Consider the following 13,727-nt stretch of genomic DNA (forward strand, 5'->3'; position numbering starts at 1 on the left):
GTGAGCTGGGTCGGGGATGATGGGGCGGTGTCGATCACCGCATCCCATGAGCTGACCTCTGAGACCACCATCGGCCGCCCCGGGCGCTTGATCCTGCTCAACGGCACGTCGAGCTCCGGGAAGTCCAGCATCGCCGAGGAGCTGCTCGCGACGTTGGACGGCGCCTGGTTCCACCTGGCCATCGATCAGTTCCACCGCATCCGTGCTCGGCGGGAGTGGACCGACGAGACGTTCCTGCCGGTCTTCCAGCGGACGGTGCTGGGCTTCCACCGAGCCGTCGCCGGAATGGCGTCGGCGGGCAACGATGTGGTCGTCGATCACATCCTCGGCGAGCGCTGGCGGCTCGCGGACTGCCTGACCGTCTTCGCCGGCCTCCCCGTCCTGTTCGTCGGCGTCCGCTGCTCCCTGCCTGAGCTGGAACGCCGCGAACGCGAACGCGGGAACCGGACCGTCGGCCGAGCCGCGGTCCAGTTCCCGCTGGTACACCAACACGACCGCTACGACGTAGAAGTCGACTCCGAACACCACACCCCGGCCGAATGCGCCACCCAGATCCGCACCCGCCTGAACCAGGGCCTACCAACAGCCTTCGACGAGCTGCGATCAGCCCATGGTCTTCTGGCCGTCGATTGACTCTCGGAGGATGTCGGCATGGCCGGCGTGCTGGGCGGTTTCGGCGGTGATGTGGAGGAAGACCCGGCGGACGGTCCAGAAGACGCCCGGCGGCTGCCACGGTGCGGCCGGAAGCTCGTAGGCGGTGTCGAGGTCGAGGGTGCGGACCAGCTCGTCGGTGGCGGCGGCGATCTTCTCGTACTCCGCGAGTACGCCGGCCAGCGTCTCGCCCTCGACGAGGCGGAACTGGTTCTGCCACTCGGCGATCACCTCCGGCGTGTACTCCGTCGCGCCGGGTGTCGACCGACCCTTGCCCTGGGCGAACTCGGCCCAGTGCTGCTCGACGGTCGAGACGTGCTTGATCAGCCCACCGACGGTCAACTCGCTGACGGTCGGGCGGATGTTCGCCTGGTCGTCGGTGAGGCCCTGCGCGGTGTGCCGCAGGAAGTACCGGTGCTTGCCCAGGAACTCGAGGATGTCTGCCCGCTCACCGGTCACCGTCTGCTCGTTTGTCGTCATACCTTGACCGTAGAGGTGGTAGCGGTCAGATACTGACCTCTACTCACTGGGACCCTGGTTTGTTCGTGGTCCCTTCGTGGTCCTACCGTCCAGGCCTCCTCAGATCGGTACGCCGTGACTAGGTTGGCGGCACAGGCCGGCGATGACGCCGGAACCTGTTGCTCACCAAGGGGGTTACACCGTGGGAACGATCACGACCAGCGACGGTACCGAGATCTTCTTCAAGGACTGGGGCGAGGGGCAACCGATCGTCTTCAGTCACGGGTGGCCGTTGTCGGCCGACGACTGGGACAACCAGCTGCTGTTCTTCCTGTCGAAGGGGTACCGCGTCGTCGCGCACGACCGCCGCGGACACGGGCGGTCCACGCAGACCGGTGACGGACACGACATGGACCACTACGCCGACGACCTCAAAGCCGTCGTAGACCACCTCGACCTGCACGACTGCATCCACGTCGGCCACTCGACCGGCGGCGGCGAGGTCACGCACTACCTGGCCCGGCACGGCGAGGACCGGGCCGCCAAGGCTGCCCTGCTGTGCGCGGTCCCGCCGCTGATGGTGAAGACCGACGCGAACCCCGAAGGCCTGCCCAAGGAGGTCTTCGACGACCTGCAGAACCAGCTCGCCGCGAACCGTTCGCAGTTCTACCGCGCCCTCCCGGAGGGTCCGTTCTACGGCTTCAACCGGCCCGGCGTCGAGTCCTCCGAGGCGATCATCGCGAATTGGTGGCGCCAGGGCATGATGGGCGGCGCGAAGGCCCACTACGACGGCATCGTCGCGTTCTCCCAGACCGACTTCACCGACGACCTGCGGCAGATCACCATCCCGGTGCTCGTCGTGCACAGTGAGGACGACCAGATCGTCCCGTACGCCGACGCCGGGCCGAAGTCGGCCGCCCTGCTCAAGAACGGGGTCCTCAAGACCTACAAGGACCTCCCCCACGGCCTGCCCACGACGCACGCGGACGTGGTCAACGCCGATCTGCTCGAGTTCTTCCAGTCGTAGTCCCTGATCACCCGTAGTCCCCATCAACACCGGCTTCGTCACGCTCCCGCGCGCCCTCCCGGCGACAGTCGCCTGACGAAAGGCTCATCCGATGCACCACCACCGAACGCGAGTGTTCGCCGTACTAGGCGTAGTACTCGCCCTCGTGCTCGCCGCCGTCACGCCCGCAGCGGCATCACACCCGAGCGGCCCGAAACCGACCATCGTCCTCGTCCACGGAGCGTGGGCCGACGGATCCAGCTGGCAGAAGGTCACCAACCAGCTCCTCGACGACGGCTACACGGTCCGCGTCCCACCGAACCCGCTGCGCAACCTCCAAACCGACGCCGCGACGATCCGGAACTTCCTGTCGACGCTGTCCGGTCCGATCGTGCTCGTCGGTCACTCGTACGGCGGCGCTGTCATCACCAATGCGGCGACCGGGAATTCCAACGTGAAGGCACTCGTGTACGTCGACGCGTTCGCACCGGCCGACGGCGACATGATCTTCCCGCTGGCCGGCGCGGACTCCGCACTCGCGGTCCCCGACCCGTCGACGGTGTTCGATTTCGTCCCCTACCCCGGCGCTCCGGCCGGCGACGTGGACCTGTACCTGAAGCACGACACGTTCCTGAAGTCGTTCGCGTCCGGGCTGTCGCGCAGTGCGGCCGAGAAGCTCTACCCGTCGCAGCGTCCGCTCACCCTCAGCGCCGGTAACGGCATCTCCGGGCCGCCGGCCTGGGCCTCGATCAAGTCCTGGTACGTCCTCGGCACGAAGGACCTGATCATCACGCCGACCGCCCAGAACTTCATGGCCACCCGAGCCCACTCCGTCATCACCCGCATCCCGACCGGCCACCTCGGTCTCATCTCCGACCCCGGCCCGATCACCAAGGTCATCGAAACCGCAGCCCGCGCATCCAGGTGAGGAACGGCCGCGGGTCGTCCGGGAGGTAATTCGGGCGACCCGCGGTCGCACGCGGACTAGGCTGCCCGCAACTTCCTGGGGAGGCCTGATGGTTGACGGGTTGGAGATCCGGCCGTTGCGGCCGGACGATCCAGCGGTGATCGCGACGGCGATGAACGCGTTCGAGCTGAACAAGACCAAGAGTCAGTACGAGCGTTATCTGGCCGAGCAGGATGCCGGCACGCGGGACGTGCTGGTGGCGACCGTCGACGAGTCGTACGCCGGCTACGTGACCGTGCGCTGGGTTTCGCCGTACTTCGAGACCATTCCGGAGATCCAGGATTTCAACGTGCTGCCGCCGCACCGGCGGCGCGGGATCGGGTCGGCGCTGATGGACGCGGCCGAGGCGAAGGTGGCTGACCGGTCCCCGCTGGTGGGCATCGGCGTCGGGTTGTACCCGGACTACGGGCAGGCGCAGCGGATGTACGTGCGGCGCGGGTATCTGCCCGACGGCCGCGGCCTGATCTACGACGGCCGGCAGGTGCCGCCGATGGAGACGATCCGCAACGACGACAGCGCCACGCTGATGTTCACCAAGCAACTGAGGTAGCGTCGGTCGCGTGCGTGCGATCGAGTACTCGCGGACCGGTGAACCTGACGTTCTGACCCTCGTGGATCGGGCGGTGACCGATCCGGGGCCGGGAGAAGTGCGGGTGCGGATCCATCGGTCGGGCGTCAACCCGACCGACTGGAAGTCGCGCCGGGGCAGCGAGGCCGGTACTCCGGTTGATCCGCCCCAGGTGCCGAACCAGGACGGCGCCGGTGTCGTCGACGCGGTCGGCCAGGGCGTCGACGCGGGCCTGACCGGACGCCGGGTCTGGATCTGGGAGGCCGCCTACCAGCGACCGTCCGGAGGCACAGCCCAGGAGTACGCCGTGGTGCCGGTCCGCCACGTGGTGGAGTTGCCGGACGAAGCGTCGTACGACCTCGGCGCCTCGCTCGGCGTACCGTTCCTGACCGCTCATCGCTGCCTGACGGTGACCGAGGACGGCCCCGATCACCTCGGACCAGGCAAGCTGGCCGGTCGGACCGTGCTGGTCGCCGGTGGCGCCGGCGCGGTCGGCAACGCCGCGATCCAGCTCGCGCGGTGGTCCGACGCGACCGTGATCACGACCGTGAGCAGCCCGGAGAAGGGCAATCTGGCCGCGCTTGCGGGCGCCGACGATGTCATCAACTACAAGCAGCAGGACGTGGTCAAGGAGATCCGCGCGATCGCGCCGCACGGCGTGAACACGATCGTCGAGGTGTCGCCCGCGGCCAATGCGGCCATCGACGCCGAGGTCATCGCGATGCACGGCTCCGTCGCGGTCTACGCGACCGACGGCGGTGGCACGATGGAGCTCCCGGTGCGACCGTCGATGGTGCCGAACACCCGCTGGCAGTTCGTGCTGCTCTACAACGCCCCGGAGTCATGGCGTCCGCGCGCCCTGGGCGACATCGAGGCCGCGGTCCGGGCAGGCGCAGTACGGGTAGGCCCTGAGGCCGGGCTCCCGTTGCACCACTACTCCCTCGAGCAGGCCGCCGAGGCACATGCCGCCGTCGAGCAGAGCATCGTCGGCAAGGCCCTCATCGACGTGCTCTGAGCAACTGCTGCAGGGCGGCTGCGCAGCGGCATTCCGCGTTGTCGGTGCAGAGCAGGGCGGCCGGGTCGGCCTCGATCAGCTGCCGGGTTGCCGCGAGTACGGCGTCCTTCGGGATCCGCCGTACGCGTGCCTGCCCGATCCGGATCTCCTTGGTCGCGGAACGCAGTACCGGCTCGATGTCGTCGAAGTGGTGGCTCTCGCCGGGGATGTTCGGGAGCTCGATCCAGAGGCCGTCGGCGTTCTTCGCGTAGCGGTAGAAGCGGGAGCGGCCGAGGTGCTGCTCGGCGAGATGGATCGTGGTGTTGGAGGTGTGGGAGACGCCGAGCAGGAGGACGTCGCCGTCGAGCGCCTCGATCGGACCGAGCGGCCAGTCGGGGCGCTGTGCGTCCAGGAGCCGTTCGGCCGCTGGACCGGCGGCCTGGTAGGCGAAGAGCGGGTGCGACGTGCGCAGGGTGGAGCAGGTCTGGCGGAAGACTTCCGGGATCCGCCCGAGCCAACGGTCGATCGGCAGGTCCGACCGGAAACTGGTTGCCTGCGACAACTTCTCGTCGAACTCCGGCCAGTCGGCCGCGTTCCAGTAGGCGTTGTCCGGATGCACCAGCCCTGGTGGGGCAGGGATCCCGGTGAGATCCCATGTCCCGGCGGGCATCAGCACAGTCCCGCAGACCTCGGTCAGCGCGGCACAGACCGCCTCCGCACCACCGTCGACGTGCCCGAACGAGCTCAGTGACGAGTGCACGATCACCTCGGAGGCGCCATCCAACCCGAGCTGCCGCAGTCCGTCGGCAAGGTCCGCGCTGCTCACGACATCCGGCATGCCCGGAATATCCCACTCCAGCGGGTGGGGAAGCTAGCTAGTTTCCGGCTCGAGGGTGTCGCCGTGGCGGTGGAAGACGACCCCGTTCGCGTCGGCCGAGACGATCTCGTGGAAGTACGACGTGCAATCGGAGAAGCTCTGCTCGAGCTTCTCGAAGACGTCTTCCGCCTCGGCGGACGTCGTACCGGTCGTCCATGCACAAATGAGAGGGTAGGACCCGTGGACTGGGTGAGGCGGCGTGCAGGGTGGGTGCTGGGGCTGGGGCTGATCGGTGCGCTGGTGTGGACCGCAGCGGTCACGTTGTCGCAACCCGGTTGGTACGACCCGACCCGGGACTGCTCGCGCAAGCTCGGCGGCGACCCGAGCGGCGTCCACACCAGTTGGTTCCCGCCGAGGGCGAGTTGCCTGTACGGCGAGGAAGCCCGCCAGTACATGTCGACGACCCGATCCGTGGTCCTCTCCATCACCGCCGTACTGCTGCTGATCGTCGTCGCGGCCGGCCTGATCCTGACCGTACGGCGACTGAGCGGCGACCCCGGACCGGTCCGTGCAGCCGGCGACACCGACCTCCGCAAACGGCGCATCACCCACCTGGGCTTCGGGGCGCTCGACCTGGCCGTGGTCTTCGCGCCGCTGACCTTCCTCAACGCGATGGCAATCGTGTTCGGCGGCATCCCCGGCGGCATCCTGTTCATCGTGGCCTCGCTCCTCGGGCTCAGCGCGATCTGCACCGCGCTCGACCGTCACATGGGGCCGCTCCCGAGCAGCGCCCTCGACAGCCGCCGCCGTGGCACGATCGCCGGTACCTCGCTGTTCGGTGTCGTCTTCGCCGCGACCGCCGTCAGCGGTCAGCTCCCGTTCTTCCGCCTGTGGTCGGTCCCGCTGGCCGGGATCGCGTACGCCGTGATCGCCGCCGTGCAATGGTCGCGGGCGACTACCGCCACCCTGGTTCGACATTCTGGTTGAGGTGGAACACGTTCTCGGGGTCGTACTGGCATTTCACCCGGGCCAGCCGGTCGTAGTTCGCCGTACCGAATCCCGCGATCACCCTGTCCTGCCCCTCGTACCCGATGAAGTTCGTGCACACGTGCCCGGTCGACCACGGCTCGAGATCCGCGCAGACATCCCGCACCCACCGGATCGCCTGTGCGTCCGTGCACGGATCCGTCCAGGCCCCGAACGGGTGCGCCACCCACGCCGCGTCCCGGTACGCCTGCGGCCAGTCCCGGGCGCCACGCCGTACGGCGCCACCCCATGGCAGCATCACCTGTCGCGACGGTGACGGCGTGATCATCTCCCGGGCCCGGTCGCAGAACGCGAGTACGGCGGGATCCGGGAACTCCTGCAGGTGCTCCGCGGAGCAGTAGTTCCGGAACCCGGACGGACTGTCCAGCGCGGCCTGCAGCTCGGCGTACGGCAGCTCCGCGACGAACTGCCCCTCCGGCGCCAACGCGTACATCGGCTCGAACACCGCGCGCGCCTCGTCCGACTCACCGGCGTACACCGCGATTGCGAGCACAACCGGCTGCCCTTTCAAGCCCTCGGGCACGAACCTGGCCGGAGGTGCAGTCAGAAACACCACCCCACCGCCGAGCTCTTCGGGGGCATCGTCCAGGAGATCGCGGTACGCGCGCACAACGGAAGGCCCGGCCGCCAACGGCCAGACCAGCAGTGCCAGCGTCGTCGTCACCACCTGCGTCAACCGGAACGTCAGCGCCGTCGCGACCCCGAAATTCCCGCCGCCACCGTGCAGCGCCCAGAACAGCTCCCTGTTCTTCGTCTCGTCCGCGATCAGCAGCTGCCCGTCCGCCGTCACGAGTTCGACCGAGATCAACGCGTCCGACGCCAGCCCGAGCTTCCGCTCCAGCCACCCCGACCCGCCGCCGAGCGCCACCCCGGCGACTCCGGCCGACGATGCCCGCCCGCCGGTCGTGAGCAGACAGTACCGCTGCCCCGCGCGATCCAGGTCGCGCCAGGTCGCTCCGCCGCCGACCCGGGCGATCCGTGCGTCCGGATCGATCTGCACGCTGTTCATCCGCCGCAGGTCCAGGACCATGCCGCTGTCCGAGACGCCCGCTCCGGTCACCGCGTGACCACCGCCGCGGACCGCGAGCTCAAGCTCGTTCTCCACGCCGTACCGCACCGCGGCCTGAACGTCCGCGGCCGACTCGCACTGCGCGATCAGCGCCGGCTTCCGGTCGACCATCGCGTTGAACACCGTCCGGGCCGCGTCGTACTCCGTGTCCCCGGCCTGCAACAGAACGCCACCGAACCCCGTTGGTCTCATCCCTCATCCCCCACTCCCCTGAGGGGATCGTGCGCCGAGACCTTTGCCCCGGTCAACATCCCGGGTAGGTAGGGTCGTGGTGTGACCAGTGCGGCGGTGATCGGTGGTGCGGGCCAGGTCCTGACCGAGGACGAGGTGACGACGTTCGTCGGCGAGGCGCTCGCCGGGGCCGGACTCGAGGGGCGCAGCGTCTGCGTGATCGTCCCGGACGCCACGCGCAGTTGCCCGCTCCCGTTGCTCGTGAAGGCCGTCACGCAGGCCCTGACCGGCAGCCAGGTCACGATCTTGGTTGCCCTCGGCACCCATGCGGAGATGACGCCTGAGCAGCTGCGCAAGCACCTCGGCGGTGACTACCCGAACGTGATCAACCACGAGTGGTGGAAGCCGGACACCTTCGCCGACCTCGGCACGATCAGCCCCGACCGGGTCGGCGAGATCTCCGACGAGATGCTCCGCGACGAAGTACCGGTCCGGCTGAACCGGGCCGTCGTCGAGCACGACGTCGCGCTGGTCGTCGGCCCGGTGTTCCCGCACGAGGTGGTCGGCTTCTCCGGCGGCAACAAGTACTTCTTCCCGGGCGTCGCCGGCCAGGAGGTGATCGACTTCTCCCACTGGCTCGGCGCGCTGATCACCAGCGCGAACATGATCGGCACACCGGGCATCACGCCGGTCCGCGCCCTGATCGACGAGGCCGCGGCGCTGATCCCGGCCGAGAAGCTCGCGCTGTCCGTGGTCGCGCAATCGGGGACGGACGCCCTGCACGCGGTCGCGTTCGGCGACACGATCTCGTCCTGGCAGGCGGCCGCCGAGATCTCCGCGCAGACCCACGTCCGCTACCTCGAGCATCCGATCCCGCGGGTGGTGTCGGTGATGCCGCCGAAGTACGCCGACATCTGGACCGCGGCCAAGGGGTTCTACAAGGTCGAGCCGATCGTCGCGGACGGCGGCGAGGTCATCCTCTACGCGCCGCACGTCACCCAACTCGCGGCGATGCACCCGGAGATCGAGGAGATCGGCTACCACTGCCGCGACTACTTCCTCGGCCAGTGGGACCGCTTCCGCGACCTGCACTGGGGCGTCCTCGCACACTCCACCCACCTGCGCGGCGCGGGCACCTGGGACCCGGTCCACGGCGAGCACCTGCGGGTCAAGGTCACTCTGGCCACCGGCATCCCCGAGGACGTCGTACGCCGGGCCAACCTCGGCTACCTGGACCCGGCCGAGGTGGACCTTGCGGCCTACGAAGCGGACCCGGACACCTTCGTCGTACCGAACGCCGGCGAGACCCTCTACCGGCTCCAGGCGTAGGCGGACCTGCAGGCATGCATAACCCCGGTTTTCGGGGCTCTACGTGCCCGATTCGGGCACTTGTGCATGCCTGGGCGTCCACGCACCCTTCCACGCTCACATGACCCACCGGTAACCTCAGGCGCTATGGCAGAGGTCGTCATCATCGGGTCCGGGTTCGCCGGGCTGTGCATGGGAATCAAGCTGCGGCAGGCCGGGTGTGAGAACTTCGTCATCCTCGAGAAGGCGGACGATCTCGGCGGCACCTGGCGGGACAACACGTATCCCGGCTGCGCGTGCGACATCCCGTCGTACCTCTACTCGTTCTCGTTCGAGCAGAATCCGCGCTGGACCCGGATGTTCGCGCCGTGGGACGAGATCCTCGCCTACCTGCGGCACTGCGCGGACAAGTACGGGCTCGCCGGCAAGATCCGGTACGGCGCCGAGGTCACCGAGGCCGTCTTCGACGAGGCGAGCGGGCACTGGACCGTGACGGTGAACGGCGACGAGACCATCGACACGCAGGCCCTCGTCACCGGCGTCGGCAGCCTGCACGAGCCGAAGCTGCCGGACATCCCGGGCCTCGACTCCTTCGGTGGTACGACGTTCCACTCGGCGCAATGGGATCACTCGGCGGACCTGCGCGGGCGCAACATCGCGGTGATCGGGACCGGGGCCTCGGCGATCCAGTTCGTACCGCAGATCGCCGGCGAGGTCGCGCAACTGGACCTGTACCAGCGGACGCCGGCGTGGGTCACGCCGAAGCCGGACCGTGCGATCGGCAGCTGGGAACGCAAGCTGCACCAGCGGTTCCCGGCCGGCCAGCGGACGATCCGCAACGTCATCTACTGGGGTCTCGAGGGCCGCGGCGCCGGGTTCGCGGGCAACCCGAAGTTGATGAAAGGCCTTGAAATACAGGCGAAACGGCACCTGCGCAAACAGGTGGCCGATCCCGAGCTACGGGCCAAGCTGACACCGGACTACCAGATCGGCTGCAAGCGCGTGCTGATCTCGAACGACTACTACCCGGCGCTGACCCGGCCGAACGTCGACGTCGTCACCACACCGATCGCGCGGATCACCCCGACCGGCGTGGTCACCGCCGACGGCACCGAGCGGGCCTGCGACACGATCGTGCACGGCACCGGGTTCGCGGTCTCGGCGAACCTGACCCGGATGCCGATCCTCGGCAAGGACGGTGTCGACCTGGCCGACCACTGGAAGCGCAACGGCATCGGCGCGCACCTCGGCATCACGGTCTCCGGCTACCCGAACCTGTTCCTCCTGGTCGGCCCGAACACGGTCCTCGGCCACTCCTCGATGGTGTTCATGATCGAGGCCCAGGTCCGGTACGTGATGCAGGCCCTGCACCTGCTCCGGGCGCGGAACGCGTCGTACGTCGAGGTCCGCGAAGAGGCCCAGGAGCGGTTCGTGACCGGGATCCAGGGCGAGCTCGGGGACACCGTCTGGCAGTCCGGGTGCACCAGCTGGTACCTGGACGCCGCGGGGCGGAACTCGACCATCTGGCCGGAGTGGACGATGTCGTACTGGCGCCGCACCCGCCGGCTCGATCCGAGCGACTTCGCGGTAGTCCACTAGGGGATGACCCGGACTCCTCAAGTAGGAGTCCGGGGGTCACGACGTACGACCTTGGGATGAAGGAAAGACCGATCCGGAGGCCGATGTCTCGCAGCCGTCGCTGAAGGACTCTTGAGACATGGAAATCCTTCAGATCGCAGGAGCGGCAGTCATCGTGATCGGCATCGTGATCACGGCACTGATCGCCATCATCCCGTCAGTCGTCGACCGCTGACTCAGTCGGCGGACAGATGGACCAGTAGGTCCTGCCGGGTCAGCACGCCCACCGGCTTGCCGTCGTCCAGAACCATCAGGGCGTCCCGTCCTTCGAGCAGCTCGACCGCCTTCGTGACCGGTTCGCCCGCGCCCAGCGACGGTAACGCCTCGTCCATGTGCAGTTCGACCATGTCGGCCAGCCGCGCCTTGCCGGAGTACAACGCGTCCATCAGCGTCCGCTCCGACACCGCGCCGGCCACCTCGGCCGCCATCACCGGCGGCTCGGCGCGGACGACGGGCATCTGCGAGACGCCGTACTCGCGCAGGATGGCGACCGCCTCGGCGATCGTCTCGTGCGGGTGGGTGTGCACCAGCGGCGGCAGGCTGCCGTCCTTGCCGGCCAGCACGTCGCCGAGCGTCTTGCCCTGCCGGGCGTGGGCGAGGAAGCCGTACTGCGCCAGCCAGTCGTCGTTGAACACCTTGGTCAGGTAGCCGCGGCCGCCGTCGGGCAGCAGGACCACGATGACGGCTTCGGGGTCGTCGAGCTCCTGCGCGAGCCGGATCGCGGCCGCGGCGGCCATCCCGGCCGAGCCGCCGACCAGCATGGCCTCCTCGCGGGCCAGCCGCCGGGTGAGCGCGAACGAGTCCGCGTCCGAGACCTCGATCACCCGGTCGCAGATCTCGCGGTCGTAGGTCTCCGGCCAGAAGTCCTCGCCGACCCCCTCGACCAGGTACGGCCGGCCGGTACCGCCGGAGTACACCGAGCCCTCCGGGTCGGCGCCGATGATCTGGACGCGGCCGCCGGAGACCTCCTTGAGGTACCTGCCGGTGCCGGTGATCGTGCCACCGGTGCCGACCCCCGCGACGAAGTGCGTGATCTTGCCCTCGGTCTGCTCCCAGAGCTCCGGGCCGGTGGTCTCGTAGTGCGAGCGGGGGTTGTTCTGGTTCGCGTACTGGTTCGGCTTCCAGGCGCCCTCGATCTCGCGGACGAGACGGTCGGAGACGTTGTAGTACGAGTCCGGGTGCTCCGGCGCGACCGCGGTCGGGCAGACCACCACCTCGGCGCCGTACGCCTTCAGCACGTTGCGCTTGTCCTCACTGACCTTGTCCGGGCAGACGAAGACGCACTTGTAGCCCTTCTGCTGGGCCACCATCGCCAGCCCGACGCCGGTGTTGCCGGAGGTCGGCTCGACGATCGTGCCACCGGGCTTCAGCTCGCCGGAGGCCTCCGCGGCCTCGATCATCCGGACCGCGATCCGGTCCTTCACCGAGCCACCGGGGTTGAAGTACTCGACCTTGGCCAGCACGAGCGGCTTGGCACCGTCGGTTGTCTTGGACAACCTCACCAGCGGGGTGTTGCCGACGAGGTCCAGGAGTGAGTTCGCGTAGCGCACAGTGTCACTGTAGTGATCCGCGCGCCGTTTGCCCTATTTCACTTGCTTGTATGTAACACCGTGTAATCCTTGACTCATGAGTAGAGCCAGGGCAGCCAAGAAGCTGGCCCAGGCCGCAGCCTTCGGGGGCGGGGGACTCGGGCTCATCGGTGCCACGTTCTACGGCGTACTGACCGCTGAGGCCGAGTACGCGAAGCGCGTGATCGGACCGACGAGGTACTACCCCACTCCGGGCGACGGTCTGTACGGCCGGTATCCAGGACTTCCGATCACGTTCGCCATGATCGGCGACTCGAGCGCGGCCGGTTACGGCACCGAGTCGCCGGACGAGACCCCCGGGGTGATGCTCGCCTCCGGTCTGGCCGAGCTGGCCAAACGCCCGGTGCGGCTGGTCGACGTGTCGAAGACCGGCGCGAAGTCCAGCGATCTGGCCGCGCAGGTCGACGCCGCGCTGCAGACCGGACCGCACATCGCGGTCATCCTGATCGGGGTCAACGACGTGAAGGCGAAGGTGCCGCCGTCGGCCTCGGTCCGGCTGCTCTCGGCCGCTGTCCGCAGATTGCGGGCCGCGAACTGTGAGGTGGTGGTCGGCACCTGCCCAGACCTGGGTGTGGTCCGGACGATCATGCCGCCGCTGCGGCAGGTCGCCCGGTCCTGGAGTCACCGGCTGGCCGCCGCTCAGACCATCGCAGTGGTCGAAGCAGGCGGCCGTACCGTGTCACTCGGGTCGCTGCTCGGCGAGGTGTTCCGCACCAACCCGGCGATGTGGGGCCGGGACAATTTCCACCCGTCGGCCACGGGGTACGCCGCCGCGTCCGCCGCACTGCTGCCGTCGGTGGCGGCAGCGATGGGGGTCGGGCCGGAGTCGTTCGTGCACCCGGAGCCGTTCCGCGGGGAGGCGATCCTGCCGATCGCGGAAGCCGCCGTACAGGCGGCCCGGAAGGCGGGCACCGAGGTGGCAGCCACCGAGGTCGCCGGCCGGGAGCGCGGTCCGCGCGGTCGCTGGGCAGAGCTGCGGCACCGTCGCAGGCACCCGAAGGCCGACGTCGACCGGGTCGACGAGGATACGAGGGAATCGCCCGAGACGGTGCCTGTCGGTCAATAGTTGTTGGGTTGTGCGTCCGCTGAGCGACACCTTTCATGTCGGGAGTCTTGCCTCCGGGCGGCCAGGTGGTGCACAGTCGATAACTACGCGGTACCCCGATAACGGGAGGCGAAGATGGGCTTGAACCACTCCGAGGAGACGCACCAGCGTTTGGTGGAGGCCGTGCCCAGGTGCACCGGACGCCAGATGACCGAGTGGTTCCAGCTGATGAACGACGGACCGTCGTTCCTGCGCTTCGATGACAGAGTGAGATGGCTCTCCAGCGAGTACGAACTCGCGCACGGGCACGCGACCGCCATCGTTCACGAGTTCGACCTGATCAAGGCGCATCGGCGAATGGGCTGAGCCGCAAAGGAGACAATGAGAAGACCTGCCCT

At 68.5% G+C, this 13,727-nt stretch carries 14 protein-coding genes; 10 read left to right on the top strand and 4 right to left on the bottom strand.

The window, feature by feature from the left end; genetic code table 11:
* The first annotated feature begins 27 nt into the window (after positions 1 to 27).
* Positions 28 to 633, top strand: a complete 606-nt coding sequence (locus OHA18_RS06370) for a chloramphenicol phosphotransferase CPT family protein (protein ID WP_329002789.1) — start codon at positions 28 to 30, stop codon at positions 631 to 633.
* Here OHA18_RS06370 and OHA18_RS06375 read toward each other — a convergent pair.
* Complete coding sequence (locus OHA18_RS06375; protein ID WP_329002790.1) at positions 604 to 1,131, bottom strand: DinB family protein; 528 nt, start codon at positions 1,129 to 1,131, stop codon at positions 604 to 606. The two genes, OHA18_RS06370 and OHA18_RS06375, sit on opposite strands and share 30 nt — an antisense overlap.
* Before the next feature lie 181 nt (positions 1,132 to 1,312).
* On the opposite strand from OHA18_RS06375, the gene OHA18_RS06380 reads away from it, so the two are divergent.
* The 4 genes from OHA18_RS06380 to OHA18_RS06395 all read left to right on the top strand — a co-directional run bounded on the left by OHA18_RS06380 (position 1,313) and on the right by OHA18_RS06395 (position 4,666).
* Complete coding sequence (locus OHA18_RS06380) at positions 1,313 to 2,137, top strand: alpha/beta fold hydrolase (RefSeq protein WP_329002791.1); 825 nt, start codon at positions 1,313 to 1,315, stop codon at positions 2,135 to 2,137.
* Positions 2,138 to 2,228: 91 nt separating this feature from the next.
* A complete protein-coding gene (locus tag OHA18_RS06385) occupies positions 2,229 to 3,044 on the top strand; it encodes an alpha/beta fold hydrolase (protein WP_329002792.1) in 816 nt (271 codons plus the stop codon).
* A gap of 88 nt (positions 3,045 to 3,132) precedes the next feature.
* The gene (locus OHA18_RS06390) at positions 3,133 to 3,633 is read left to right on the top strand and encodes a GNAT family N-acetyltransferase (RefSeq protein ID WP_329002793.1); all 501 of its coding nucleotides are present in this window, start codon (positions 3,133 to 3,135) and stop codon (positions 3,631 to 3,633) included.
* 10 nt (positions 3,634 to 3,643) lie between these two features.
* Positions 3,644 to 4,666, top strand: a complete 1,023-nt coding sequence (locus OHA18_RS06395; protein ID WP_329002794.1) for an NADPH:quinone reductase — start codon at positions 3,644 to 3,646, stop codon at positions 4,664 to 4,666.
* On the opposite strand, the gene OHA18_RS06400 is transcribed toward OHA18_RS06395, so the two are convergent.
* A complete protein-coding gene (locus tag OHA18_RS06400) occupies positions 4,650 to 5,483 on the bottom strand; it encodes an AAC(3) family N-acetyltransferase (RefSeq protein ID WP_329002795.1) in 834 nt (277 codons plus the stop codon). The two genes, OHA18_RS06395 and OHA18_RS06400, sit on opposite strands and share 17 nt — an antisense overlap.
* 219 nt (positions 5,484 to 5,702) lie before the next feature.
* Between OHA18_RS06400 and OHA18_RS06405 the strand changes: the two genes are divergently transcribed.
* Positions 5,703 to 6,449, top strand: a complete 747-nt coding sequence (locus OHA18_RS06405) for a hypothetical protein (RefSeq protein WP_329002796.1) — start codon at positions 5,703 to 5,705, stop codon at positions 6,447 to 6,449.
* On the opposite strand, the gene OHA18_RS06410 is transcribed toward OHA18_RS06405, so the two are convergent.
* Positions 6,418 to 7,770 (bottom strand): FAD-binding oxidoreductase, encoded by a 1,353-nt coding sequence (locus tag OHA18_RS06410; protein ID WP_329002797.1) that lies wholly within the window; start codon positions 7,768 to 7,770, stop codon positions 6,418 to 6,420. The genes OHA18_RS06405 and OHA18_RS06410 overlap by 32 nt on opposite strands.
* An 81-nt stretch (positions 7,771 to 7,851) precedes the next feature.
* Between OHA18_RS06410 and OHA18_RS06415 the strand changes: the two genes are divergently transcribed.
* A complete protein-coding gene (locus OHA18_RS06415; protein ID WP_329002798.1) occupies positions 7,852 to 9,078 on the top strand; it encodes a lactate racemase domain-containing protein in 1,227 nt (408 codons plus the stop codon).
* Between the two features lie 126 nt (positions 9,079 to 9,204).
* Positions 9,205 to 10,656: a flavin-containing monooxygenase gene (locus OHA18_RS06420; RefSeq protein WP_329002800.1), complete on the top strand. Its 1,452-nt coding sequence runs from the start codon at positions 9,205 to 9,207 to the stop codon at positions 10,654 to 10,656.
* Between the two features lie 215 nt (positions 10,657 to 10,871).
* On the opposite strand, the gene OHA18_RS06425 is transcribed toward OHA18_RS06420, so the two are convergent.
* The gene (locus OHA18_RS06425; RefSeq protein WP_329002802.1) at positions 10,872 to 12,245 is read right to left on the bottom strand and encodes a cystathionine beta-synthase; all 1,374 of its coding nucleotides are present in this window, start codon (positions 12,243 to 12,245) and stop codon (positions 10,872 to 10,874) included.
* A gap of 76 nt (positions 12,246 to 12,321) precedes the next feature.
* Here OHA18_RS06425 and OHA18_RS06430 point away from each other — a divergent pair, with 76 nt between their 5' ends.
* Positions 12,322 to 13,350 carry an SGNH/GDSL hydrolase family protein gene (locus OHA18_RS06430; protein WP_329002803.1) on the top strand — a complete coding sequence of 343 codons (1,029 nt, stop codon included), beginning with the start codon at positions 12,322 to 12,324 and terminating at the stop codon, positions 13,348 to 13,350.
* A gap of 114 nt (positions 13,351 to 13,464) precedes the next feature.
* Positions 13,465 to 13,695 (top strand): DUF4287 domain-containing protein, encoded by a 231-nt coding sequence (locus tag OHA18_RS06435; RefSeq protein ID WP_329002805.1) that lies wholly within the window; start codon positions 13,465 to 13,467, stop codon positions 13,693 to 13,695.
* Positions 13,696 to 13,727 lie beyond the last annotated feature (32 nt).

This window comes from Kribbella sp. NBC_00709, from assembly GCF_036226565.1.
GTDB lineage: Bacteria > Actinomycetota > Actinomycetes > Propionibacteriales > Kribbellaceae > Kribbella.

Excerpts from the sequence above, each read along its gene's own strand:
- OHA18_RS06410 (WP_329002797.1), bottom strand. The coding sequence starts at position 7,770 with ATGAGACCAACGGGGTTCGGTGGCGTTCTGTTGCAGGCCGGGGACACG.
- OHA18_RS06430 (WP_329002803.1), top strand. The coding sequence starts at position 12,322 with ATGAGTAGAGCCAGGGCAGCCAAGAAGCTGGCCCAGGCCGCAGCCTTC.
- OHA18_RS06375 (WP_329002790.1), bottom strand. The coding sequence starts at position 1,131 with ATGACGACAAACGAGCAGACGGTGACCGGTGAGCGGGCAGACATCCTC.
- OHA18_RS06435 (WP_329002805.1), top strand. The coding sequence starts at position 13,465 with ATGGGCTTGAACCACTCCGAGGAGACGCACCAGCGTTTGGTGGAGGCC.
- OHA18_RS06420 (WP_329002800.1), top strand. The coding sequence starts at position 9,205 with ATGGCAGAGGTCGTCATCATCGGGTCCGGGTTCGCCGGGCTGTGCATG.
- OHA18_RS06390 (WP_329002793.1), top strand. The coding sequence starts at position 3,133 with ATGGTTGACGGGTTGGAGATCCGGCCGTTGCGGCCGGACGATCCAGCG.
- OHA18_RS06400 (WP_329002795.1), bottom strand. The coding sequence starts at position 5,483 with ATGCCGGATGTCGTGAGCAGCGCGGACCTTGCCGACGGACTGCGGCAG.
- OHA18_RS06385 (WP_329002792.1), top strand. The coding sequence starts at position 2,229 with ATGCACCACCACCGAACGCGAGTGTTCGCCGTACTAGGCGTAGTACTC.